The 25,599-nt window shown below is 38.4% G+C and carries 26 protein-coding genes and 2 other RNA genes; 24 read left to right on the top strand and 4 right to left on the bottom strand.

What is annotated here, in order from left to right:
• Nucleotides 1–313: 313 nt before the first annotated feature.
• From JOC77_RS07545 to JOC77_RS07520, 6 genes are all read left to right on the top strand, one after another.
• Complete coding sequence (locus JOC77_RS07545; RefSeq protein ID WP_204541048.1) at nt 314–658, top strand: antibiotic biosynthesis monooxygenase family protein; 345 nt, start codon at nt 314–316, stop codon at nt 656–658.
• Between the two features lie 544 nt (nt 659–1,202).
• Nucleotides 1,203–2,222, top strand: a complete 1,020-nt coding sequence (locus JOC77_RS07540; RefSeq protein ID WP_204541045.1) for an STAS domain-containing protein — start codon at nt 1,203–1,205, stop codon at nt 2,220–2,222.
• A 164-nt stretch (nt 2,223–2,386) separates the two neighbouring features.
• Nucleotides 2,387–2,740, top strand: a complete 354-nt coding sequence (locus JOC77_RS07535) for a VOC family protein (RefSeq protein WP_204541042.1) — start codon at nt 2,387–2,389, stop codon at nt 2,738–2,740.
• Nucleotides 2,741–3,294: 554 nt separating this feature from the next.
• On the top strand, nt 3,295–3,702 hold the full coding sequence (locus tag JOC77_RS07530; protein WP_338047197.1) for a MerR family transcriptional regulator: 408 nt from the start codon (nt 3,295–3,297) through the stop codon (nt 3,700–3,702).
• 49 nt (nt 3,703–3,751) lie between these two features.
• Entirely contained in the window at nt 3,752–5,086 is a 1,335-nt protein-coding gene (gene glnA, locus JOC77_RS07525) for a type I glutamate--ammonia ligase (protein ID WP_204541039.1), read from the top strand.
• A 174-nt stretch (nt 5,087–5,260) separates the two neighbouring features.
• Entirely contained in the window at nt 5,261–5,548 is a 288-nt protein-coding gene (locus tag JOC77_RS07520; RefSeq protein ID WP_204541036.1) for a hypothetical protein, read from the top strand.
• A gap of 262 nt (nt 5,549–5,810) precedes the next feature.
• Here JOC77_RS07520 and JOC77_RS07515 read toward each other — a convergent pair whose 3' ends face one another.
• Nucleotides 5,811–5,996 (bottom strand): hypothetical protein, encoded by a 186-nt coding sequence (locus JOC77_RS07515; RefSeq protein ID WP_204541033.1) that lies wholly within the window; start codon nt 5,994–5,996, stop codon nt 5,811–5,813.
• Nucleotides 5,997–6,233: 237 nt separating this feature from the next.
• On the opposite strand from JOC77_RS07515, the gene JOC77_RS07510 reads away from it, so the two are divergent.
• On the top strand, nt 6,234–7,379 hold the full coding sequence (locus JOC77_RS07510) for an aminopeptidase (RefSeq protein WP_204541030.1): 1,146 nt from the start codon (nt 6,234–6,236) through the stop codon (nt 7,377–7,379).
• A gap of 654 nt (nt 7,380–8,033) precedes the next feature.
• On the opposite strand, the gene lexA is transcribed toward JOC77_RS07510, so the two are convergent.
• On the bottom strand, nt 8,034–8,657 hold the full coding sequence (lexA, locus tag JOC77_RS07505) for a transcriptional repressor LexA (RefSeq protein WP_204541027.1): 624 nt from the start codon (nt 8,655–8,657) through the stop codon (nt 8,034–8,036).
• A 153-nt stretch (nt 8,658–8,810) separates the two neighbouring features.
• Here lexA and yneA point away from each other — a divergent pair, with 153 nt between their 5' ends.
• The 8 genes from yneA (at nt 8,811) to JOC77_RS07465 (ending at nt 17,877) form a co-directional block, all read left to right on the top strand.
• Nucleotides 8,811–9,113 carry a cell division suppressor protein YneA gene (yneA, locus tag JOC77_RS07500; protein ID WP_204541024.1) on the top strand — a complete coding sequence of 101 codons (303 nt, stop codon included), beginning with the start codon at nt 8,811–8,813 and terminating at the stop codon, nt 9,111–9,113.
• Between the two features lie 39 nt (nt 9,114–9,152).
• On the top strand, nt 9,153–9,797 hold the full coding sequence (locus tag JOC77_RS07495; RefSeq protein ID WP_204541021.1) for a YneB family resolvase-like protein: 645 nt from the start codon (nt 9,153–9,155) through the stop codon (nt 9,795–9,797).
• A 74-nt stretch (nt 9,798–9,871) separates the two neighbouring features.
• The gene (locus JOC77_RS07490; protein ID WP_204541018.1) at nt 9,872–10,105 is read left to right on the top strand and encodes a DUF896 domain-containing protein; all 234 of its coding nucleotides are present in this window, start codon (nt 9,872–9,874) and stop codon (nt 10,103–10,105) included.
• A gap of 189 nt (nt 10,106–10,294) precedes the next feature.
• Entirely contained in the window at nt 10,295–12,304 is a 2,010-nt protein-coding gene (gene tkt, locus JOC77_RS07485) for a transketolase (protein WP_204541015.1), read from the top strand.
• 211 nt (nt 12,305–12,515) lie between these two features.
• Nucleotides 12,516–12,989: a sporulation inhibitor of replication protein SirA gene (gene sirA, locus JOC77_RS07480; RefSeq protein ID WP_204541012.1), complete on the top strand. Its 474-nt coding sequence runs from the start codon at nt 12,516–12,518 to the stop codon at nt 12,987–12,989.
• 51 nt (nt 12,990–13,040) lie between these two features.
• Complete coding sequence (locus tag JOC77_RS07475) at nt 13,041–13,253, top strand: YneF family protein (RefSeq protein WP_204541010.1); 213 nt, start codon at nt 13,041–13,043, stop codon at nt 13,251–13,253.
• A gap of 1,079 nt (nt 13,254–14,332) precedes the next feature.
• Entirely contained in the window at nt 14,333–16,078 is a 1,746-nt protein-coding gene (locus JOC77_RS07470; RefSeq protein ID WP_204541271.1) for an ABC transporter transmembrane domain-containing protein, read from the top strand.
• Between the two features lie 2 nt (nt 16,079–16,080).
• Nucleotides 16,081–17,877, top strand: coding sequence for an ABC transporter ATP-binding protein (locus JOC77_RS07465; RefSeq protein WP_204541007.1), 1,797 nt, complete (start codon nt 16,081–16,083; stop codon nt 17,875–17,877).
• A 35-nt stretch (nt 17,878–17,912) separates the two neighbouring features.
• On the opposite strand, the gene JOC77_RS07460 is transcribed toward JOC77_RS07465, so the two are convergent.
• A complete protein-coding gene (locus tag JOC77_RS07460) occupies nt 17,913–18,107 on the bottom strand; it encodes a Spo0E family sporulation regulatory protein-aspartic acid phosphatase (protein WP_204541004.1) in 195 nt (64 codons plus the stop codon).
• Between the two features lie 301 nt (nt 18,108–18,408).
• Here JOC77_RS07460 and JOC77_RS07455 point away from each other — a divergent pair, with 301 nt between their 5' ends.
• The 8 genes from JOC77_RS07455 to nagE all read left to right on the top strand — a co-directional run bounded on the left by JOC77_RS07455 (nt 18,409) and on the right by nagE (nt 24,580).
• Nucleotides 18,409–19,116, top strand: a complete 708-nt coding sequence (locus JOC77_RS07455; RefSeq protein ID WP_204541000.1) for a cytochrome c biogenesis CcdA family protein — start codon at nt 18,409–18,411, stop codon at nt 19,114–19,116.
• A 130-nt stretch (nt 19,117–19,246) separates the two neighbouring features.
• Nucleotides 19,247–19,606, top strand: a complete 360-nt coding sequence (locus JOC77_RS07450; protein ID WP_204540997.1) for a response regulator — start codon at nt 19,247–19,249, stop codon at nt 19,604–19,606.
• 193 nt (nt 19,607–19,799) lie between these two features.
• A complete protein-coding gene (locus JOC77_RS07445) occupies nt 19,800–20,225 on the top strand; it encodes a CcdC family protein (RefSeq protein WP_239558660.1) in 426 nt (141 codons plus the stop codon).
• 84 nt (nt 20,226–20,309) lie between these two features.
• Nucleotides 20,310–20,579, top strand: a complete 270-nt coding sequence (locus tag JOC77_RS07440; protein WP_204540994.1) for a hypothetical protein — start codon at nt 20,310–20,312, stop codon at nt 20,577–20,579.
• Between the two features lie 905 nt (nt 20,580–21,484).
• A non-coding RNA gene (gene ssrS, locus JOC77_RS07435) (6S RNA) lies at nt 21,485–21,678 on the top strand.
• A 99-nt stretch (nt 21,679–21,777) separates the two neighbouring features.
• Nucleotides 21,778–21,973, top strand: a non-coding RNA gene (gene ssrS, locus JOC77_RS07430) — 6S RNA.
• Between the two features lie 198 nt (nt 21,974–22,171).
• Nucleotides 22,172–22,849, top strand: a complete 678-nt coding sequence (locus tag JOC77_RS07425; protein WP_204540991.1) for a LysM peptidoglycan-binding domain-containing protein — start codon at nt 22,172–22,174, stop codon at nt 22,847–22,849.
• 276 nt (nt 22,850–23,125) lie between these two features.
• A complete protein-coding gene (gene nagE / locus JOC77_RS07420) occupies nt 23,126–24,580 on the top strand; it encodes an N-acetylglucosamine-specific PTS transporter subunit IIBC (RefSeq protein WP_204540988.1) in 1,455 nt (484 codons plus the stop codon).
• Between the two features lie 102 nt (nt 24,581–24,682).
• Here nagE and JOC77_RS07415 read toward each other — a convergent pair whose 3' ends face one another.
• Nucleotides 24,683–24,883, bottom strand: coding sequence for a cold-shock protein (locus JOC77_RS07415; RefSeq protein ID WP_101645790.1), 201 nt, complete (start codon nt 24,881–24,883; stop codon nt 24,683–24,685).
• 403 nt (nt 24,884–25,286) lie between these two features.
• Between JOC77_RS07415 and JOC77_RS07410 the strand changes: the two genes are divergently transcribed.
• Entirely contained in the window at nt 25,287–25,583 is a 297-nt protein-coding gene (locus JOC77_RS07410; RefSeq protein WP_204540985.1) for a hypothetical protein, read from the top strand.
• Nucleotides 25,584–25,599: the final 16 nt, after the last annotated feature.

The following is a 25,599-nucleotide window of genomic DNA, read 5'->3' as shown; positions in this document are numbered from 1 at the left end:
CATAATACTGGCATATAATAATTGCATCAGATAAGAAATTAATTGCGCTAAACTCGGTAATCATGGTGCGAAAAGGAAATGGGACTAATTTAAATGCGTTTTAATTCTGCTAATAGAGCCGTAACGCCTTTAATTTGCACGAATTCTCCATTATTGCGCTTTTGAATTTAATGCCAGTCCTCCATTTATTTTTGAGTATATTAGTAGATTACATTTATCAACAGCTTTCATATTTGCTTCTATGAGAATGCTTCTTGTGAAATAGCCAAAAGACGTATTGATTATCAATAAATAAAGAATGGGGGAAATCAAATTGAGTGGAATCGCTAAAACACCAAAACCACCCTATTATGCCGTGATATTTGCTTCACAGCGGACGGATGCTGATCGAGGTTACGGGAAAATGGCTGAAAAAATGGCAGAGTTAGCGTCCCAACAGAAAGGCTTCTTAGGGATGGAAAGTGCCCGTGATGAGGGACTTGGAATTACGGTTTCCTACTGGGAATCAATAGAATCGATAAAGAATTGGAAAGATAATTCAGCACATCAAACTGCACAGAGTAGAGGGAAAAAGGAATGGTATAAAAATTTTGCCCTAAGAATATGCAAGGTAGAAAGAGATACCTTTTTCGAGATGAATGACCTTAACCATTTATGAAGCAGTAAAAAACTCATATAAAAGATTTGGAACATCTCTAGAGAAGCAGCTAACTCACCATGATCAGCTGCTTCTTTTAACAAACTTTCGGTGAGATGTTTAATAATTTTTTAGAGTGATCCCATATACATGAGGTTAAGGCTCTATTTAACTGGGCATTTTTTTCTAAAGATAAGGATAACCAAAAATCAGCCCCGCTCTAAACTAGGCGGTTATGCTAATCGAAGATCACTATGAAATATGCATTAACTTGTTTAACCATTGGGAATGGGAGAGGCCATATTTTAGTTTTATAACTATGATCCAGGGTAAGTTATGCCTAAATGCTGTCTTAAACTGTAGAATTACTCTGTTTTAATAAATCGTTCATACACATAATTGGACAACCAGCTGGCTAATAATTAGAATAAAGGATATGACCTTTACACCACTATAGAACTACGCTGCATAAAACACCTATTATAATCAGTAAGTGAATGTAAGTTATAGATTCACTAGTTAAGTGAATGCATTTTATTTTGGACTGAAAAAGGAGATTATACTGTTGGCTGAACATTCAAATATAAACGTTGGTGGATTGAATTTTAGTTGGGATTTACAAAAAGGGAAATTTATTTTTGAAGAACAAGATGCCGTTCTATTCTGGATATCATCTGCCATGAAGTCTTTCTTTGATACAATTGAAGAAATTTCGGGTGATGAAGCCTCGAATCTGGTTTTTGAGACGACCGGATTCCGCCAGGGTTTGGTGGTAGGGGAATATTTTGAACAACTGAAGGAAGTAAATGTCGCGGAAGCAGCAGAGATGATCACGAATACGTATGCTTCAGCAGGCTGGGGCCGGACAGTAATAAAAAACTTAAATTTTGAAACCAAAACCCTAACAGCTTATATTAAAGACAGCTGGGAACATAAAATAAATGTGGCACAGGGAAAGTCAACCGGAGGCAACTATCTTCCAGCTCACTACGCAGGTATATTTACTGGTCTTTTTGGAGTAAATATTTGGTACAAAGTCATTCATTATCAACTAGAAGGGCATGAACACACTGTAATTGAATATTTCCCTTCAGATATCACTGTTGCAAACAACATCCATGAATTATCTAGAAAAAAGGAATCCGAACAAATTCAGCAATTAGAAATGGTTGTTAAAGAAAAAACTAAAGAACTGCAGGATCTTATAAAGGAACTTTCTTCACCTATCATACCGGTTCTGGAAGGTATAGTGGTTGTTCCGCTACTAGGAAAATATGATGAGGAACGCTCGGAAGAACTGGTAGTCAGAACGTTAAACAATTTACCTTCTTATAAAGCTAACTATCTTCTCCTGGATTTATCTGGTCTGGATAAAGATATTAGTAATCACACCGCAAGTCTTCTCGAGAAGATTGGTTCTGCCGCATCACTTATCGGAACAGAAACTATTTTGGTTGGTATTTCTCCTGAACTTAGTATTATGATTTCTCAGTCCACCATTAATTTTTCTAAATTTGACTGCTTCCAGACCTTACAGCATGGAATCCTTTTTGCCATGGGGCAGCTGGGAAGAAAAATTATTTAATAATAAAACAAGCGGGACTTGCCCGTAAATATGAATGTACATTTCCGAGTTTAGGCTGCCTTTTTTACAAGGTGGCTTTTTTTTATTGCTCTAAGGGAGAAGGAAAGTTCTTTCTACTATCGAATATAATTGATAACTATGCCAGGAAGGTTGGAGGTGTTTTTTTGAATAGTCCTATATTGAACCAAATTGGAACGGTTTTCATTCCGGTAAGCAATATAGAAATGGCACGGGATTGGTACTGTGAGATTTTAGGCTTACAAGCAGATGGAAATATTCAATTAGGGCATATTTATGTGCTGCCGATGAATGGCACGGGAATTGTGTTAGATAGTAAAATTTATTCAGCAGAAAATATAATAAAAACCCCTTTATTTCATTTCAATGCTGATAATATTGAAGAAGCATATGAATTTATGAAGAATAAGAAGGTTGAATTGATAACTGGAATTGAACATAATCACTATTTTAATTTTAAGGATCCTGATGGGAATCTTCTCATGGTTTGTAAGTGTTAGGATATATCAGCCATTCTAGTCTGTGTCAGTCTTTGCTTTCGGCTCTTTTTGGGCGGGTTGCAGAAGCATTACGTGGTGGGGGGATGCCTTACCTAATCTTAATACATAAAGACTTGTTAACTGCACCCAACCTGAATATTACCAACCCTAAGATGGAATGGCTCGCTTAAGAGTGCACCGCAAATATAGGTAAGAATGTAACAGAGTAAAGCCGCTGCTTTACTCTGTTTTTTATATAAGATTATAAATTACTATGGTATTTAAGTGAGATCGGACATAGGCGTTGAAAATTAAGGGTGGTACTAGCTATTAGGTTATTTAAGGAGCTGAATTTCCGATGGATTTTGCTGGATTAAGAAAACATGGATTGTTATTTTGCAAACTGGATGCAGTTAGATGGAATAAAAAGGATCTTAAGAAAGGTGTCTATTTCTTAATAGAAAAGGTGTTTTATTTAATAAAAATTTTCATGTTAGAAAATATAACATTTGTTTGACATGTTTGTTGACAATGAATATAATAAAACCAGAATCATCCTAAAGGAGGATAAACAGGTGAGCGGCAGCCAGCTTAGACGTTCTTTGCCTATATTTTCAATCGGATCTGTAATGCAATTGACGGAGTTGTCAGCGCGCCAAATCCGATATTATGAGGAGCATGAACTTATTATACCCCAAAGGACAGAGGGTAACCGCCGGTTATTTTCATTAAATGACATAGACCGGCTGCTCGAAATAAAAGAGCTGCTGGAGCAGGGAGTAAACCTTGCCGGCATTAAGAAGCTGATGGAAGTTAAACAAGAACAGAACTTATTAACAACTAAAGAGGTTAAGCAAGAGGAAAAACCAAGACGTGATCTCTCGGAGAAGGAGCTTAGAAATCTCCTCAGGTCTGAATTATTACAGGCAGGTAAGAATAAGTCTTCTCTTCGACAAGGAGACATGTCCCGATTTTTCCATTAATTATAAAATGCTTATATAAAAAACAGAATTTAGGGAGGAAATAAAAAGCATGGCAAAGTACACTCGCGAAGATGTAGAGCGTTTAGCTAAAGAGGAAAATGTAAAATACATTCGACTTCAATTTACTGATATTCTGGGCACGATTAAAAACGTGGAAATCCCGGTAAGCCAGTTAGGAAAAGCGCTTGACAACAAAATGATGTTCGATGGTTCTTCTATTGAAGGATTTGTGCGCATTGAAGAATCTGATATGTATTTATTTCCGGACCTGGACACTTGGGTAGTCTTCCCTTGGACATCTGAAAAAGGAAAGGTTGCTCGTTTAATCTGTGACATATATAATCCAGACGGTTCTCCATTCGAAGGAGATCCGCGTGCTAACTTAAAAAGAATCCTAGGTGAAATGAAAGAGCTTGACTTTACTAATTTCAACGTGGGGCCTGAGCCGGAATTCTTCTTATTTAAATTAGATGAGAAAGGCGAGCCGACTCTTGAGTTAAATGATAAAGGCGGATATTTTGACCTTGCCCCAACAGATCTTGGTGAAAACTGCCGTCGTGATATTGTACTTGAGCTTGAAGAAATGGGCTTTGAAATCGAAGCATCCCATCACGAAGTAGCACCCGGACAGCACGAAATTGACTTTAAATATGCAGATGCTATCTCCGCGTGTGATAACATTCAAACTTTTAAACTAGTAGTTAAAACAATCGCCCGTAAGCATGGCCTGCATGCTACATTCATGCCAAAGCCATTGTTTGGAGTGAATGGTTCAGGCATGCACTGTAACGTATCTCTTTTTAACGGAAAAGAAAATGTATTCTATGATACTGGCGCTGAGCTTGAATTAAGTGAAACAGCACGCCAATTCATCGCAGGTATCATTAAGCATGCACCGAACTTTACAGCCGTTACTAACCCGACTGTTAACTCTTATAAACGGTTAGTGCCTGGTTACGAAGCTCCTTGCTATGTAGCTTGGTCTGCAAGAAACCGCAGCCCGCTTGTCCGTATTCCAGCTTCCCGCGGACTAAGCACACGTGTAGAAGTGCGCAGTGTAGACCCTGCAGCAAATCCATACCTTGCGATGGCTGTTCTTCTAAGTGCTGGATTGGACGGAATTAAAAATAAATTAACACCTCCAGCTCCAGTTAACCGCAATATCTATGTTATGGATAAAGAAGAACGCTTAGAAGAAGGTATTGTCGATCTTCCTGCTACTCTTTATGCGGCGTTAGAAGCCCTAAAATCTGACGAAGTAATCAAAGCTGCTCTAGGTGAGCACTTGCTTGAGCACTTTGTTGAAGCAAAAGAGATTGAATGGGATATGTTTAGAACTCAAGTTCATCCTTGGGAACGCGAACAGTATATGAGCATGTATTAATTAGAGGAACCCTTGACACTATAGGTGTTGAGGGTTTTTTTGTCCTATAAAAATAGATTGCGAAGGTTATGAAGCAGCGAGATGCTGGTCAAAATATACTTTTAACAGTGAATGAATGTTATACAATCGGGGCAGAATCGTGATACATACTCAAATGAATGGAGTTTTTACCCTATGAGCACGATTACAAATTCTGCTGTTAAGTATAGAAGCGATCTCATTGTATATCATGTACAAACCAATGAAAGGATTCACCTATCGGACAAGTCCTGTTATGATATCCTGAGCAACATGGCTGCTGTGGTGGAGAAGCTGGAAAAGCAGCTTCATAGATATAAGGAAGATAACCATGCATTGCGCTGGAATGAGCTCCGAATCCACCTAGAAAGACATAAACCGGAAGGCTGCGAGGAGACTCTTAGAACTATGGAGCGGCTAAATAGGAAAGAGAGTATTAGATAGATTATTTGGCTGGAAATTTTCACTGGTTGAAAATAAAAGTTTTTGCCGCAATTGCATTCATATTCAGTTTAATTCAATCAAATTGATTAAATGGATGGCATAACGGAGCATATCTTTCTGCGATTTTATTGAACGGCGGAATTATTTTCGTATATGATGCAATTATTTGAAAAAATGCGCAATTATTTTTTTATACGGTGCAATTATTTTGAAAATCGGCGTAATTATATGTGATCTTGGAATTCAAAACAAAAGCCCCATCTTAATCAAGAGGGGCTATTGTCGTTATAGATATATTCTGGCTTAATACGCCTTCAACTTTTGTAATTTGTTTTTTGCCGAGCTTAACAATCTCATACTCATCTGCAACAGAGTTAACTATAATGCTGTTCCGGATATCATCAGTACCGTGCTTTTGGACGAAATAGTCTACTCTATATTGTTTCATTTAATCTCCTTTTCCTGCTTTAGTTTGTAATGCCCTTACCTCCATAATATTCCTTTAAGCTTAGAATATCAAATAATGGCTATTTTTATGCATACTTCGAGCCGGTAAAGTACAGAAGTATCCGGAAAGATAGTACAGCAAATAAAGGGGGAAATTGTAAGATGAAAAAGTTTGACAATAGAGAATATTGAAAACAAAATTGACCTTATAGTCGATTTTTATAAAGGGGGATAAAAGATGAAAGATCCTAGATTAACTAAGCTGGCAAATGGGCTTTTAGACTATTCCACAGAAATAAAACAAGGTGAACCTATATTGATTGAGGTGTATGGAGAAGGCATTCCGCTAGCAAAAGAACTCATTAAAGGAGCTTATGAAAGAGGCGCCTTTCCATTCTTAAAGATTGTAGATGAAGAGTCAGCCAGACTGCTGCTGGAAGGAACAACTCCAGAACGATCCGAACTGCAGCGTAAATGGGATTTATCCATGTGGCAGGATATAAAAGCTGCAATCCGGATTTTTGGATTGAAAAATGATAAAGAAAGCGCAAATGTCCGGATAGAACAAAAAAGGATTCAGCAAAATGCGATGAAGCCAGTTCTAGACCATATTATTAATAAAACGAGATGGGTTCTTTTAGAATATCCTACTTACTCAATAGCCCAAAAAGCTGGAATGTCACTGGAAGAATTTGAAGACTTCTACTTCAAAGTCTGCACACTGGATTATCAAAAAATGGATCGGGCGATGGATGAACTTAAGGCTCTTATGGATAAAACGGACCGAGTACATATAAAAGGTGAAGGAACGGACCTTCACTTCTCTATTAAAGACTTAGGCGCCATCAAATGCTCCGGTCTAAGAAATATCCCGGATGGAGAAGTCTACACTGCACCCGTTAAAGATTCAGTTAACGGCGTAATCACCTTTAATACCTCTACCACCTATTTAGGAACAAAGTTCGACTCTGTTAAATTTATTTTTGAAAACGGTAAAATTGTAAAAGCTGCTTCAAGTATTACAGAGGCTCTTAATCGTATCCTGGACACGGATGAAGGTTCAAGGTTTATCGGTGAATTTGCGATCGGAGTTAATCCTCATATTTTACATCCAATGGATGACACATTATTTGATGAAAAGATTGCAGGGAGCTTTCACTTTACTCCGGGCCAGTCTTATAAAAACGAGTCCTATAATGGAAATGACTCTAATATTCACTGGGATATCGTGAACATACAAAGACCTGAATACGGTGGAGGAGAAATTTGGTTCGACGGAGTTCTGATCAGAAAAGACGGTTTATTTGTCCCTGAGAGTCTTCACCCTTTAAATCCCGAGAACCTGCTGTATTCAAACCAGAAAACCGAAGAGGCTCTTGTTTAATTAAGGTTATATATGTCAGCTCTTGGTTTATGAATCGGGAGTTTTTTTAAGTGAATGGTAATAAAGTATAAATGGCATGCAGAATTGAGAGCACTCAGGACAGTTAGCAGAGAAAGACTTTAATTTAATAATTTAGCTAGTGACAAATGAATAGACCAAGTTTGATTAACATCTGCACATAATAGAATTATTCTAAAGGATCTGCTCATAAAGATACGCAGTGATGATCTCTCGGTACGGAATCCGGCTGTTACTCGGCTTAAAGTGATGCTATCCTGCATGACGTTGTAGGATTATACGATGAACCTTCACGGAATCAAAATAGGAGCTGTGGGTTTTAAGGGATACAAAGATTCACAAGTTGTTGTTGAAGTTTCTATGAGTATAGCAGACTTTTCTTCTATGATATGAGTTGTTGAGTCCCCTAAAACTTTTTAACGACTAAATTATCGTATTAAATACCTTTTGCAGAAGAAGTTCTGCGCCAATTGAAGAATATCTTAAAAGAAGAAACGGGAACAACTGAAGTGTTTAGAAAGTCATCTTTCCAGCAGCCTTTTAACTTTTTTAGTAGGAAAACTTATCTTTAGCAGGAACAAAAAAACCTTTTCCAAACTTGGGAAAAGGTTTTTTTATATGAATCTATCTTTTTTCTTAATGAATCTGCCTGTAAAGCCCGATGACTTTACCCAGGATGCTTACATTCTGCAGGATGATCGGCTCCATAGACGAGTTTTCAGGCTGAAGCCGGATATAATCTTTTTCTTTGAAGAATCTCTTAACAGTAGCTTCGTCTTCATCCGTCATGGCTACAACAATATCGCTGTTGTTCGCTGTTTTTTGCTGACGGACTATTACGTAATCCCCGTCTAATATTCCAGCTTCAATCATACTGTCCCCCATTACCTCAAGCATGAAAACATGGTCATCATGCGGCACAAGGTGTTCAGGCAGTGGAAAGTATTCCTCGATGTTTTCGATAGCTGTAATCGGCAGACCAGCTGTAACCTTACCTAGGAGAGGAACATTCACCACATTGCTTTTAGGGATGTGGGATCCTTCATCTAACTCCAGAATTTCAATGGCTCTTGGTTTCGTAGGGTCCCGGCGGATCAGCCCTTTGCTTTCCAGCCTAGCTAAATGTCCGTGCACAGTAGAACTTGAAGCGAGGCCGACTGCCTCTCCTATTTCACGAACGCTTGGCGGATACCCCTTCAGCTTAACTTCATGTTTAATAAAATCTAATATATCAAGCTGCCTCTTAGAAAGTTTAGTCATTTTTTCACGCACCCTATCATAATATTATCTTGTCCTGATTATACCATGTAAGGAAGTCTGATACAAACATAAGTTCGAATATTTTGTTTGACACAAAACAAGTGTTCGGTTTATAATTTGGATACATCGAACAAACATTCGGGAGGAATATATATGAAAAACCTATTAAGAAATCATACTTATACCATTTCCTTTTTAGCCATTATCTTTATATTTTCGCTTATTTTTTTACAGAATTCCGAAGAAAAATATAAATCTGCTACAGTGACAGTAGCCGAAGGAGACACACTTTGGACCATTGCTGAAAGATATGAAACAGATGACCTTCCAAAGGAAAAAATGATAAGCTGGATAGAAGAGAACAACAAGATTAATAATGGCCTGATCCGGACCGGAGACGAAATAAAAATACCTTACACACTGGACGCTGGTACAGGCAGTTTAGCAAGTGAATAGAAAACCAGCTATGACATTACATCCAAAAGGTTGATTTAAATGAAAGCTATTATTTACTGCCGTGTTAGTACTGAAAAGGCAGAACAGGAAACATCGATCGTACGCCAGGAAAAAGAGCTTTTGGCTCTGGCGGAAAGACTGGGGTTCCAGGTCGTGCGAATCATAAGCGAAAAAGCGAGCGGTTACGATTTAGACCGGGATGGCATTTTTGAACTTCTCTCTCTATTAAAAGACAAACAGGCGAACGCAGTGTTAATCCAGGATGAAACAAGGCTTGGAAGAGGAAATGCGAAAGTTGCACTTCTCCACTGTCTCTTAAAAGAGGAGGCAGTTCTGTATTCACTTACACATAATGGGGTAATGGAAGTCTCAGATTCAGATTCCATGGTTCTTCAAATTGTAGCTATTGTAGAGGAATATCAAAGAAAGATCCATAATCTGAAAATTAAGAGGGGAATGAAAGAGGCTGTAGAAAAAGGGTATAAGCCTCAAAAAAACCTCAAAAATCAAGGGAATCTCGGTGGGAGGGAGCGAAAGGAAGTTCCTGTAGAAGAGATTATCCGCCTTAGGGGAAATGGATTAACCTTCGAAGAGATCGCAGCTACCTTGAAGGGCTTTGGGTATAACATTTCGAGAGCGACTGTCCATAGAAGATTTTTAGAAGCGGCAAAAACCGGAGAATAGTTCATATAGCTTGTTATTTTGGTTTGATTTGTATACCATAACTACAAGGATCAAACAATGAAGGAGCTTGAACTATGCTTTCCAAAGAAAAACTCTCTAGAATAAATCAGCTGGCTAAAAAAGCCAAAGAGCAAGGACTATCAACTGATGAGGCGAAAGAACAGTCAAAACTTAGACGAGAATATCTCGAGACTTTCAGGAATTCAATGGCCAATACACTAGAAAATGTGACGGTTATCGACCCTGAAGGAAATGATGTTACACCGGAAAAATTAAAGCAGATTAAACAAAGAAAGAATTTGCATTAACTTTTAATAATAGAAGGAAAGGGATACAGCGCCGCATGTATTCTTTTTTTTTACACAAAATAGAGTCGGATGTCTTTTTTCTTTGATATACAGTTTGTTTCAGGTATTATTAGTTGTGTTTCTCTTATTTGGACTATAATATAAAAAAATAAAATAATTTTTTACATAAGGAAAGGAAGTCTTATAAAAATGATAGAAAAAATTGATGCACTTTCCATCAATACGATTCGTACATTATCGATCGATGCGATCGAAAAGGCGAACTCAGGCCACCCGGGTTTGCCAATGGGGGCTGCTCCAATGGCGTATACACTTTGGACACAATTCATGAATCATAATCCTAAAAATCCTGAATGGTTTAATAGAGACCGATTTGTATTATCGGCTGGCCATGGATCTATGCTGTTATACAGCTTGCTTCACCTTTCTGGCTATGGAGTTACAATGGAAGATATTAAAGGCTTCCGCCAATGGGGAAGCAAAACGCCGGGACATCCTGAGTACAAACATACACCGGGTGTAGAAGCTACCACTGGCCCGCTTGGGCAGGGTATCGCCATGGCAGTGGGTATGGCAATGGCAGAACGTCATTTGGCTGCTACTTACAATAGAGAGAATTTTGATGTTGTCGACCATTTCACGTACAGCATCTGTGGAGACGGGGACTTGATGGAGGGCGTTTCTGCTGAAGCTTCTTCATTAGCTGCCCATTTGCAATTGGGCCGACTAGTTGTGTTATATGATTCAAACGATATTTCCCTTGATGGTGACCTGGACAAATCAATGACAGAGAGCGTTGAACAGAGATATAAAGGTTATGGCTGGCAGTACATCCTGGTTAAAGACGGCAACGATCTGGATGAAGTTGCCAAAGCAATAAAGGAAGCGCAGAGCGATCTTACTCGTCCGACTTTGATTGAAGTTAAAACGATCATTGGCTATGGTTCTCCTAATAGATCAGGAACGTCAAAAGTTCATGGAGCTCCTCTTGGCGAAGACGAAATGAAATTAACAAAAGAATATTACAAATGGACATTTGAAGAAGACTTCTATGTACCGGATGAAGTATATTCCCACTTTGAAAAGACGATTGCTGAAGCTGGTTCTCAAAAAGAAGAGCAGTGGAATCAAAAATTTGCTGAATACAAAAAAGCTCATCCGGAATTGGCAGACCAGCTTGTTAAAGCAATTAAGGGAGACCTTCCAGAAAATTGGGATCAAGCCATCCCTGTGTATGAGGAAGGAAAGAGCCTTGCGAGCCGTGCTTCCAGTGGAGAAGTTCTGAACGCGATTGCACAAAATATGCCGACACTTATTGGAGGTTCTGCTGACTTAGCAGGCTCTAATAATACTATGATCAAGGGTTCTGGTGATTACTTCCCAGGTGCTTATGAAGGAAGAAACATTTGGTTTGGTGTGCGGGAATTCGGAATGGGAGCAGCAATGAACGGAATTGCACTTCATGGTGGATTAAGAGTATTTGGAGGTACATTCTTTGTATTCTCTGATTATCTTCGTCCAGCTATCCGTTTAGCTGCGCTTATGGAGCTGCCTGTTACCTATGTATTTACCCATGATAGTGTGGCAGTAGGGGAAGACGGTCCTACACATGAACCGGTGGAACAGTTAGCTTCCCTTCGTTCAATGCCTGGACTTTCCATTATTAGACCGGCTGACGGAAATGAGACAGCAGCAGCATGGAGAGTTGCAGTTGAAAGCACAGACAAACCACATGCTCTTGTGCTAACAAGACAAAACCTGCCTACAATTAAAGGTACAGATAAAAATGCATATGAAGGTGTTAAGAAGGGTGCCTATATCATTTCTGCATCTGGTAAGGAAACAGCAGATGCATTGCTGATTGCTACCGGATCTGAAGTTAACCTGGCAGTAGATGCACAAAAAGCACTGGCTAATGAAGGTATAAATGTATCGGTTATCAGCATGCCATCAATGGATCGTTTTGAAGAACAAACGAAGGAATATAAGCAAAGTGTAATTTCTCCGTCTGTCAGAAAACGCTTGGCCATTGAAATGGGTTCGAGCTTCGGCTGGCATAAATATGTTGGCGATGAAGGAGATGTGCTGGGCATTGACCGCTTTGGTGCTTCTGCCCCTGGTAATACAGTTATTCAAGAATTTGGCTTTAGTGTAGATAATGTAGTATCAAAAGTGAAAGCTCTTCTTCAAAATAACTAATTTATATAGCCTATATAGCCTGCTTCCTAATAGGAAGCAGGCTTTTTTAGTTTAAATTGGAAAAAGAAACAAAGAATCGTTTATAATGAATTAAAGTGTCAGAATTATAAGATTTCGACAAAAAAACATTATTTTTTCTCCAATAATCAACATATCTTTCGGCGGGCGGCATATATACTAGATAAAAGAGATTGCGATTGGAGTGTTTGGAGTGAGAATTTACGACTTATATTTAATAGACGATGAAGTAGCCAGACATTATTTCGGCCGTGAAATCAAGTTATATAATTTGTTTTTAGATTACTCCAAGTCCTCAGGAAATTTACAAGAAATTATACGCAAGCAAATTCAATATATTACAAAACCCCTGCCATTGCTGCGATTGCAGAAGACACTCGAGCAGCATTTGAAAAACAACAGGGATTTTAGTGAAAACAATGGGGTATATTGTATAAAAAAGAACGATGGCCTTAGCAGCGCAATCCTAAGTGTGAAAGAAAACCAATTAGTAATAGAGGCGAAGGGTTCCCTTGAAGCTGAAACCGAGTTTTTTGAATGTCTGCGCAAAACAGAATCGAGTTTTCTAGCCCTCGATCTTGCCAATCGGAAGTTTGGCTGGCTCAAACCGATCAAAGAAAGAAAATTCGGCTTAAAAGAAGGAAATTATTATTCGGATATTGTATAATAACCTTTGGTTTAGTACACTGTTGATAGACAACATGAAGGAGGAAATAGTATGTGGACGGAAATACTAGTTGGTATCGTGGCACTGCTTGCCGGGATAGCACTAGGATTTTTCATTGCTCGTCGCTATATGATGACTTACCTAAAGAAAAATCCGCCAATTAATGAACAAATGCTCAAAATGATGATGATGCAAATGGGAATGAAACCATCCCAAAAGAAAATCAACCAAATGATGAGCGCAATGAACAAACAAACAAAATAAGGCAGACAAGCACTCAAGCGCGAGTGCTTTTTTTGTTTGTTACAGTCTTTAACCCAAAAATAAAAAAAGCCTGTCAGCAAGGCTGAAAGGCTCGATATATTTTTTAGGAAATTTCATGTTGACTTTAACTACTAGGACTAAACAGACATGCCCAGAAGTAGATAAAACGAGTGCCTCAGCATTTGCAGAATATAGAACAGACACAATGTGTCCAAAATAGCTTCATCAGCATTCATCGGCAAAGTAAAAATAATGAGTATTATGTGTCGAGCCAGATACCTGCTAGGCTTGCCGCTACAACCTTTTCTGTAGGCACGGCAATACAACCTGCGGCTTAGATTTGGTTCGATTATATAATAGCTTGACCGTCTTTCGAACAATCAGTTCTCTTTATTTGTTGAGTCTATCATAACATATAAGAACAAGTGTTTGCAACAAAGAATATGGAAATTATTCTCCTTTTTTTAAATATTTTTATTTGACTGTTATTTTACTGGCTGGGAGCGGAAATGTAAAAAGTTAATTACCCTCTGGTGTCTCGCTTTTTCCTTTTAGATTGTTTGTCTTGTTTATTGTTACTCTACTTAGAGCACTCCTTACTGAAGGTGATGACGCTAAAAAGAGGAAGTGGTTTTACGGTTATGATGGCAGTTCCAACCTGACATATGGATACAACTTCGATCTAGAATATTGTATTTTTACTCCAGAACATCTTTTGATCGCTCAAGAATCTGGAAGTTTGTTTCCACCAATTCCGATCCTGAACTGTTATTTCTCGAATCGGAGCTTATATATTTTTAACTTTTACTATCCCCTCATTAACTTCAAGATCCAAAGTCCATCAAAATAATCACTTATCCCTTACTTCTTCTATTAATGTAAGTAGTAATGGCGGCGTAATCTTACTAAAACTTATTCCAAGCCGATATTGAAACGCGCCATTTCAGCTTTTAATACCTTTCTAAATACATCAAATATTCATAATAATCTTTTATAACCTTTTTCTGTTTCCTCAAATTTGATAAAATAGGAAAGCGTTTAAAATTTAAGAGATATAGAGCAGTTTGGGGGAATCGATGGTGAAGATATTCTTAGATTTAAAATGGTTCTTCAAACAGGAGCAAAAGGCCTATGGATTGGGAATTGGTCTGCTGGTTTTTGTAGCTATGCTCCAGCTTATTCCGCCAAGGGTCATAGGAGTTATTGTTGATTTAATTCAAAATGACATATTAAACCTACGGATACTATTTAAGTGGCTGGGCATTTTGGCAGCCGCGGCCATAGGTATGTATGCTCTCCGTTATTATTGGAGAATTATGATTTTCGGTTCGGCTGTTAAGCTTACAAGGCAGATGAGAAACAGATTGTACAGCCATTTTACTAGGATGTCTCAGGCATTTTATCAAAGGCGCAGAATCGGAGATTTAATGGCACATGCCACTAATGATCTGCAGGCGATTCAGCAGACTGCTGGTGCTGGAGTATTAACGCTCGTGGATTCATTAACTACTGGGGGTACGGTCATTATTGCCATGGCCTTTATAAGCTGGAAGCTGACGCTGATTTGCTTGATTCCCATGCCGATAATGGCTTATCTTACAAGCTATTATGGATCCCTTCTTCATAAGAGCTTTCATAAAGCACAGGAAGCCTTTTCTGACTTAAATGATAAAACCCAGGAAAGTATTAACGGCATTAAAGTTATAAAAACCTTTGGGCAGGAGCAGGAGGATATTGAATCCTTTAAAAAACAATCAGAGGATGTAGTAAAGAAAAATATGACTGTTGCCAGGATTGACGCTTTATTTGATCCTACTATTTCTATTATAGTGGGTATTTCCTTTTTTCTTTCCATTGCGTATGGCTCCAAATATGTTCTGGCCGGCGATTTAACAATTGGGGAACTTGTATCCTTTTCGACTTACCTAGGATTATTAATCTGGCCGATGCTGGCGTTTGGCTGGCTGTTTAATATAGTAGAAAGAGGACGTGCCTCCTATGACAGGGTCATGGTCCTGCTTGATGAAAAGGTGGATATAACTGAAAAAGAAACCGCCATACATGCAAAAGCTGAGGGTGCCATACAGTTTAATGTAATGGAATTTACATACCCGAATGAAGATTCTCCGGTATTGAAAAATATTCACTTTACCTTATTGCCAGGCCAGACATTAGGAGTTGTCGGGAAAACAGGATCAGGTAAAACTACTCTTTTAAAGCTGTTAATCAGGGAATTTGATGGATATACAGGAGAAATTATTTTTGGCGGTCACAACATTGAAGAATATACACTTGAAGGCCTTCGCCGCTCAATAGGTTATGTGCCCCAGGACCATTTTCTTTTTTCTGCAACAGTTGCAGATAATATTGCTTTTGCGGATCCGGAAGTTTCGTATTCTGATATTATGGAAGCGGCTAAGAGTGCTTACATCCATAAAGATATTCTTCAATTTACTGATGGTTACGAAACAGTTGTAGGGGAAAGAGGCGTTTCACTATCCGGCGGTCAAAAACAAAGGATTTCCATAGCACGTGCCTTGATTATGCATCCAGAAATCTTAGTTCTCGATGATTCTTTATCTGCAGTAGATGCCAAAACAGAAGAAATCATCTTGAAAAACCTGAAGGAAAACAGGGAAGGGAAAACGACAATAATAACAGCACACCGGCTTAGTGCCATTCAGCATGCCAATTTGATCCTTGTTCTTGATGAAGGAGAAATGATTCAGCAGGGCACTCACGAAGAGTTAATGCAAAAAGATGGCTGGTATCAAACAATGTACTTACAGCAGCAACTTGAAGAGCTTGTGGAGCATGGAGGATGAACATGGATACTGAAAACCTGTCTTTAAATGGGAAAGAGCAGCGTAAAGTTCTCATGCGTTTGCTCAGTTATGCAAAACCGCATAAAAAGATTATTTTCATTGCTTTTTTCTGCTTATTAATGATGACATTGGGAAATATATTCAGCCCAATCATCATTAAGATTTTCATAGATGATTATTTAACACCGAAAAACTTAGACAGATCAGCCATCATAGGGCTTGGTACAGCGTATATGGGAATACAGATTGCCATGGTTTTTTTCATGTACTTTCAGCTCCTTAAATTTCAGCAGATTGCCTTAAGCATTATCCAGCAGCTGAGAATCGACATTTTTTCAAAAGTACAATCACTTGGAATGAAATTCTTTGATAAGACGCCGGGTGGCAGTCTTGTTTCCCGGATTACCAACGATACAGAAGCGATTAAAGATATGTTTGTAAGTGTCATCAGTACGTTTATTCAAAGTGCTTTTCAGCTGACAGGCATTTTTATTGCCATGTTTGTTCTGAATGTAAAATTGGCTTTCTTTTGCATGCTTATCCTGCCAATCATTTTTTTAGTTATGAGGACATATCGGAAGTATAGCTCTATCTACTACCTGGATATGCGTGAACGGCTGAGCCAGCTGAATGCGAAGATTAATGAATCTCTACAGGGCATGGCAATTATACAGGTTTTCAGGCAGGAGCGAAGGCTTCGGAAAGAGTTTGAAGACATCAACGAAAAACATTACGCGGCCGGGATGAAAAATATTAAGGTCGACGGCCTCCTCCTTCGCCCTGCCATAGATTTAATATATGCCCTGGCACTGATCATCGTTTTAAGCTTTTTCGGAATTTCTTCGTTTAACAGTCCAGTAGAAATTGGGGTTATTTATGCTTTTATAAATTATATTGACCGCTTTTTTGAGCCGCTTAATCAGGTGATGATGAGATTATCCCTTTTTCAGCAGGCTATTATTGCTGGTGAGAGAGTGTTCAGAATTATGGATGAAACCGAATTGGCTCCTGGCCAGCAGGTGCAGGGCGATCATCTCATTAACGACGGAGTAGTGGAATTTAAAAATGTAAACTTCTCGTACGACGGCAAAAGAGATGTCTTAAAAAATATCAGCTTTACCGCACGAAGAGGAGAAACGGTAGCTCTAGTAGGCCACACGGGCAGCGGGAAAAGTTCAATCATTAATCTTATGATGCGTTTCTATGAATATCAAAGAGGTGAAATTTCTATAGATGGAGTTTCAATAAAAAAATATTCAGATGCAGAACTAAGAAAGCAAATGGGATTAGTGCTTCAGGATGCATTCTTGTTTTACGGAACGATAAAAGACAATATCCGGCTTCATAACCCTGCTATTACCGACCAGGATATAAGAGATGCGGCTCATTTTGTTCAGGCCCATACTTTTATAGAAAAACTACCTGAAGCATATAATCATGAGGTTGTGGAGCGGGGTTCGACTTTTTCAAGCGGCCAGAGGCAGCTTATAGCCTTTGCAAGAACGATCGCAGCGAACCCTAAGATTTTGGTTCTTGATGAGGCGACTGCCAATATTGACACCGAAACAGAAGAAGCGATTCAATTTGCATTAGAAAAAATGCGCAAAGGCAGAACAACCATTGCAATTGCCCACCGTCTTTCAACGATCCAGGATGCGGATCAAATATTAGTTCTGCATCAAGGTGAAATTGTAGAAAGAGGTACACATCAGGAACTGCTGGCACTACAAAAGCTCTATTATAAGATGTATTTGCTTCAAAACGGTTTAGCAGATAGAATACAAAAAGCGGTAAATTAATAAAAGCCCTTTCCGGCGACGGAAAAGGCTTTTTTCTATGAGTGTGAATACGAATACTCAGCGGGTCGAAAGTCTTTCTGTAAATATAGTTGATCGTATTGATTAAGGAGTTTGTCTAGTTCCTGGCTCCGCTCCAGAGCTAAAGCTGAACTTAAACCGTACTCGGAAGCTGTTAAAATCAATTCCGATCTCTTTTTTTCTATGAGGGATAATAAGTCTTCTTTGCTCACTGACGGGATTCCTTTCCAAGAAACTATGATTGTTACGGTGTTTTGAAATATATGTAAATATGTGATGTATAGAAGTATAAAACATGTAGGAAATAAATACAAATATTAGGTGCCATTGAGCAAAAACATCAGCCCTTAAAGTCTAATGACTCGCAATCTTTCATATATATTTTTATGAGATATTAGGTTTTCAAGCTAATCCAAGGATAAAGCGTACAAATAAATTTCATATTTTACGGCTAAGAGTTATGCTGAATTTGGTAGAATAGAGGTTAGATAGACATGATTAGGGGTTGTGAAAATGAATGATGTAAATATATTTATTGCACTGGGAGCAGGATTTTTAAGTTTTATTTCCCCTTGCTGCTTACCATTGTATCCTGCGTTTTTATCCTATATTACTGGAATGAGCGTAAGTGATATCAAAACGGAAAAACCTATGTTCCAAAGAAGAAGCTTTTTACATACGATATTCTTTTTGCTGGGATTCTCTGTAATATTTATAGCTCTGGGATTCGGATCATCATTAATCGGCACCTTTTTTTACAATTATAATGATTTAATCAGGCAAATCGGGGCCATTTTAATGGTATTTTTCGGCTTAGTCATTATAGGGGTATTTAATTTTGATTTTTTAATGAAGGAAAAAAAGTTTGAGTTTAAAAATAGACCAGGCGGATATTTGGGTTCTATCTTAATAGGACTTGCGTTTGCGGCGGGCTGGACACCATGCACGGGTCCAATATTAATGACTGTAATAGGTTTGGCAGGATCAAATCCGGGTTCAGGTGTTATGTACATGACGGCCTACAGCCTCGGGTTTGCTGTACCGTTTTTTATATTATCCTTTTTTGTAGGAAGGATGAAATGGATTAAGCGCCACAGCCAGACAATGGTCAAAGCAGGCGGAGTCATTATGATTGCCATGGGAATTATTCTATTTTTCAATTGGATGGTAAGGCTGACTTCCTTCCTAACCTCTCTGTTTGGCGGCTTCCAAGGCTTTTAATCTTTAGGCTGGTAAAAGAATAATCTATCATTTTAATTGAAAATAGTATAAAAGTCGGATATATTAAGAATATATTCTTTTACCAGATACAGGTAATTTTTACATCCTTTGGTGTTTGAGGGGGATTTAAGTGGCCAGAATACTTATTGTGGATGACGCAAAATTTATGAGAATGACTCTTTCTACTATCCTCACTAAGGCAAACCATGAAATTGTTGGGGAAGCTGAAAACGGAAGAGAAGCCGTGAAATTATCCAAAGAATTGTCTCCAGACTTAGTGATCATGGATATAACCATGCCTGAGATGAGCGGGCTTGATGCGGTTAAGGAATTGAAAAAAGAACAATCAGATTCGAAAATTATTATGTGCTCGGCCATGGGCCAGCAAAAAATGGTTGTAGAATCTATTGAAGCCGGAGCCAAGGACTTTATCGTTAAGCCTTTTGATGAATCCCGTGTTTTAGAAGCAGTAAATCGAGTGCTGAATTGATTCAATTGGTTAACCCCTTCAGAAAGCTGAGGGGGATTTTAATGTTATTACCTCAGTTCACTTGCTTTTTTTTAATTCAAATATAATATATAAGAAGTAAGCATAATTCAGGTAAAGGGTGACAAAGACCTTGATGATTTACATTTCTTCCATACTAGCTGCGATAATGGCTTCTTTGGTCATCTTCATTAGAATGAAGGCTGCTAAACGGCCAGTTTCTGCCAAGAAAATCATTTTGCCCCCCATTTTTATGAGTACGGGGTCGCTCATGTTTTTTATTCCGGAATTCAGAGTAACTCCTTATGAATGTCTGGAGGCCGTTACAGTAGGTTTGTTGTTTTCAATTTTATTAATAAAAACTTCTTCATTTGAAATTCGTGAAAATGAAATTTATTTAAAACGTTCTAAAGCATTTGTCTTTATACTGATTGGACTCCTGATTGTCAGGATTATCGCCAAGTTTATCCTTAGTGCTACCATTGACGTAGGCCAATTAAGCGGCATGTTCTGGATTCTGGCGTTTGGCATGATCGTACCATGGAGAGTGGCTATGTATCTGCAATATAAAAAATTCCGTGAACGGCTCGTGAGTGAAGTACCTACAAAGTCTGCACATTAAATGGCAAATCTCTTGCTCCCTATTACACATCTTTTACTCAGGACGTATATAATACAGTATATAAGTAATAAGGAGTGATGTGTAATGGCAAAAAGCCGTGCGAAAAAAAGGCGGGACAAACTGGCACGAGAAGGTTTAAGAAATCCCGAAACAGGCAGGGGCAGCAGGAATGTGATCCGGCCAATCAGTAAAATGACCCCAACAAAAAAGGAACAATTACTGAAAATACACAGCAAGCATAAAAAGCGGAATCGAGCATCCTTTCCAGGTGACTATGATTCCGTTTTTTTGTTTGGTAAGCACGAAAACAGGCTCATTTGTTTAACTCTTCCATGGCGCTGCGACAATAACTGAATTAGCTTTTTTCCACCATTCAATGACAGTAGCTTCTATTCTTTATATATTCAGGTAAGGGCGGCATCTGTAAAATGGAATGTATCTAAGTCATATCCATAACTGCTGCCAGAAAAAGCACGCAGCAGAATTTGCTTTTCCTGCCATATGAAGGAGGAGCCCCAAGAAGTTCACATTAATTATTAGTCATCCCTCTCAGTCGAAATTTCTTGTCTTAGACACGAAAAAGGATATGATCTGCCAACAGTCAAAGCTGAAATTACAAGTGACTATGAAAGATCTGCAGCAGGCTCTTGCCATAACAGATCAATTTGCCTGTATTCATAGAGCATAGGACTGGTTTTTATATTAAATCCCGCTTAGGGAAAACCAGGAAGAATCATTCCAGAGACCTTCACAGTGGATAAAGCTGTTTCTTGAACATAGAGGTCTAATAGGTGCATAATGATTGTATGAACATCTTTGCGGATAGTACATAAGAATTTATAGTCAAGGCATCAGAGAGATTTTGATGCCATACGGCGTTTTATATAATTGCTCTTTCAATAAGATATCAATTCTAAACAGAGGGAATGGTTACAGCATGAAAAAATTAGGGTGGGTTTTATCGTGGTTAGGGATGATATTAATAATTATCAGTATTTTGTATCCACTTGACCTTATTAATAAAAATCAATTTATAATACTACTATTGGCGGGGGCAGGTATTATGTTTACCGGCTCGATGATTAGAACATTATCTAGTCTGCGTAGAAAATAAAGAAAAATGCTGCAGGTAATTGGTAAAAAATGAACATTGATTGAAGGCTGTTCGTAGAGTAGAATAAGGACATACCTGCTGAACAACCGCAGGGAAAAGAAATACTTGCCATTGATTCTTCTTTCCCTTTTGGGTATTATAATAGAACACGCTGCTGTGTACGTTGTAAATAATTAAGTTTTAACCTTTAAGCTGTAATAGGGAGTTTTATATCGAGACAGGAATGACAAGCCTTCGTCTATAGGACAGGGAGGACATGCAGGAACGTCTTTGCAAACACCCACTTTGAGGAGTGGTGGTTTAAAACTTTCTTATAGGATACGGCATATGCGGCAATAAGATCAGCCTCTTCAACAGGGGCTGGTCTTTATTTAACTTAATGTTGAGATTTTCATCAATTGCCATTGATATATCCATTTAAATGCTTTAATATATAGAAACACGCTGCTGTGTACGTTGTAAATAATTAAGTTTTAACCTTTAAGCTGTAATAGGGAGTTTTATATCGAGACAGGAATGACAAGCCTTCGTCTATAGGACAGGGAGGACATGCAGGAACGTCTTTGCAAACACCCACTTTGAGGAGTGGTGGTTTAAAACTTTCTTATACTGATACGGCATAAGCGGCATAAAAAACCAGTCTCTTCTGAGGCTGGTTTTTTTGTGGTTCTAAATATCTATTTGATGCGGGCGGAAGTCCTCCAATTATCCCGTTTTTACTACTTGATGATTGGAACGGTTTCAAAACGGGTATTAATCCGAAAAGAAGAGGGATTGTAAACTATACATAATAAAGCGGATTAAAACTAAAATAATGTTGGGGGAAAACCGGATGATTGGATCAACAAGAAACAATTTGGAAGCTGCCATTATTCATAGACCACTCCAGAAATTGAACATAAAAGTGACTCTGCTTGCCAGTTCCTTTTTATTAGGCGTGATGCTCTTGGTAGGCGGGACTCAGGCAGCTGCCTGCAGTGATACATATACGATAAAGAAAGGCGATACTCTTGCTAAATTATCTGCTAAATATCATGTGACCGTACAGCAGTTAAAAGATGCTAACGGTTTGAGCTCTGACAAAATTAAGGCAGGCCAATTAATTGAAGTTCCTGCTTCTCATACAAATAATCTTGTGAAAGCAAAAACTGTGAATGTACCGCAAAGCAAAGGCAAAGGGCAGGCATACGTCGTTAAAGCAGGAGATACTCTATGGTCAATCTCCAAAAAATTCAATGTTACAGTTGATACAATAAAACAGGCCAATCAAAAAAAGAATAACAAACTCCGAAAGGGAGAAAAGCTGATCATTCCCAGTGATGCCCCTAAATCTAAATCTGCTAAAGTCACAGGTGCAGCCGACAATCATTCAATTGAATTCGTATCTGGGAAAGATTATTTTGTACTCCAGGTAGGATACGGAAAAGCTGAGGATCTTGTAAAAAAGATGGCTGGGAAAACGGTAAAGGTTTATTACAAGGACTCACAATTTATTTCATATACTTACTAATAGCGAAATAGTACTGATTCTTTTCTAATCGATTCTTAGTAGATTAAACCAGATCCATACATGGAGCTGGTTTTTTATCGTTATTTAGAAAAAGATAAAAGAATATTGAATATTCCCAAAGTATGGAATTATAATAAACTATAGCGTGTCTTTTTTTAATCTTGGCCTTTATAAGATTCTTTAAAAAAATCCGGATGAAATGTGGGGGTGTGTCTATCAACAGACTGTTATATTGAGTGGACATATAGTAATATGATACAGGGGGGAATGTTAAACATGATGAAATATTTACAAAGAATCGGCCGATCTTTGATGCTGCCAGTAGCTGTTTTGCCAGCTGCAGCGATCCTAATGGGTATCGGTTATTGGATCGATCCAACAGGATGGGGTGCTGATAGTCCGGTAGCGGCATTCTTAATCAAAGCTGGTTCTTCTATCATCGACAATATGTCGATTTTGTTTGCAGTCGGAGTAGCGTTAGGCATGTCTAAACAAAAGGATGGTTCCGCTGCAATAAGCGGTTTGGTGGCTTATCTGGTCATTACTACTTTACTTTCTACAAATTCAGTTTCAATGCTGCAAGGAGTTAAAGTAGAGGATGTTAACCCAGCCTTCGCAAAAATAGGAAATCAATTTGTGGGGATTCTATCAGGGTTAGTTGCAGCTGCTATGTATAACCGTTTCAGCCATGTGAAATTGCCTGATGCATTGGCATTCTTTAGTGGAAAGCGTCTTGTTCCGATCATGTCGGCGGTTTCCATGCTGGTTGTATCCTTAATTATGTTCTTTGTATGGCCGGCTATTTTTACAGGCTTAGTTTCATTTGGTGAAGGAATCAGTAAATTAAGCTATGTAGGTGCTGGACTTTATGGATTCTTCAATAGATTATTGATTCCAACTGGCTTACACCATGCATTAAACTCAGTATTCTGGTTTGATGTAGCAGGTATTAATGATATCGGAAACTTCTGGGCCGGTAAAGGTGAGAAGGGTATAACAGGAATGTACCAAGCGGGATACTTCCCAATCATGATGTTTGGTCTTCCTGCTGCCGCGCTTGCCATGTACCATACTGCGAAAACTAAACAAAGAAAACAAGTGGCCTCATTAATGATGGCTGCAGGATTTGCAGCATTTTTTACAGGTGTAACAGAACCGCTTGAATTTGCTTTCATGTTTGCAGCTCCTGCACTTTATGTAGTGCATGCTGTGCTGACAGGGTTTTCACTTGCGATCGCTTCATTTTTCCATTGGACAGCAGGATTTGGCTTTAGTGCCGGTTTTGTAGATTTTGTTTTAAGTTCAAGGCTCCCGCTTGCGAATCAGCCCTATATGCTAATCGTTCAAGGGCTAGTTTTTGCGGTTATTTATTACTTCTTATTCAGATTCCTAATTGTTAAATTTAATTTAGCAACTCCAGGCCGTGGAGAGGAAGTAGAAGAAGCTGTTCAAGCAGATGGAGCAGCGGCTCCGGGAAATAAATTTACTGTTATGGCAGCTAACATTTATGAGGGGCTTGGCGGAGACGCTAATGTAACTTCTGTTGATAACTGCGTCACTCGATTAAGAGTAGAAGTGAAAAGCATGGACGCGGTAGATCAAAAAAAGATAAAATCTACAGGTGTCCCAGGAATTAATATTGTAGGTCCAACAAGCATTCAAGTAGTTGTTGGAACATCCGTTCAATTTGTCGCTGACGAAATTGAAAAAATACGCGGAGTAAGATCATAAGTACAAACCAGCTCTTTAGAGGGCTGGTTTTTTTGCGGAAAGAAATGTAGACAAAATAAAAGACAGGCCCTAAAGAGCCTGTCCATGTATGTTGTTCAGATATTATGCTTTTTGAACGTTAGTTGCTTGGGGTCCACGTTGACCTTGTTCAACTTCAAAAGTTACGTCTTGGCCTTCTTCAAGAGTCTTGAAGCCTTCGCCTTGGATAGCTGAGAAATGTACGAATACATCGTCTCCGCCTTCGCGTTCGATAAATCCGAAGCCTTTTTCTGCATTAAACCATTTTACTTTACCTTGTTCCATTTGTGTTGCCTCCCAGCATGTATTTTCATACATGTATGTTACTATCCTTGCTCAAATCGTCAGACAGAAAGCTATAAAACTTATCAATCTTATGTAACGAACAAAAATAATTCTATTCAAATATAACAGAAACAAAACCACATTGCAAGAAGAGAGGGAAAAAAATAGTCTATTAATTGTAAAAATATGAACCGATATTACTCTCTTTTTATCTCACTGAATGAGGAATGACTTTTTATAGTATCAGAAGTATTAATTTTGCTTTATTCTATTAGTAAGCCTATGCCTATGAATAGCTGATTTATATTAGGAACAAAAAGTCAAGAACCATGATTTTGAAAGCTTTGGCCCAAGGGCAGGCTCAACAATAAAACAGACAGTACGATGGAGGGAGATATTTACGTTGGAGAGTATCCATGAATTACACTTAGAACTTATAGATGTTTTTAAAAACGATGGATTTAATGGTTACGAAATTGTCTTTTCAGTACAAGGGCAAAGATTCTGCTTTCTTACTGGAAACACTAAACACCCTTTTCCCTTAAATGTGAAGCATCAATTTGCCGAAAAAGATATATGCAGGCTATGCGGAAAAAATATTTATGCTGCGCCTATTGGCCATCAGCTTTGCGCTTATTTTCAAAGAAACATGAGAGAACTGCTTCAGTATTTTCTAACCACACACAAGGACCGCTTCTAAACAGCTTGCTATATGT

It is taken from the genome of Peribacillus deserti (assembly GCF_016909175.1).
GTDB lineage: Bacteria > Bacillota > Bacilli > Bacillales > DSM-1321 > Paraperibacillus > Paraperibacillus deserti.
Note: the sequence above shows the minus strand (reverse complement) of the source record. Positions and strands in the feature narration are given on the sequence as shown.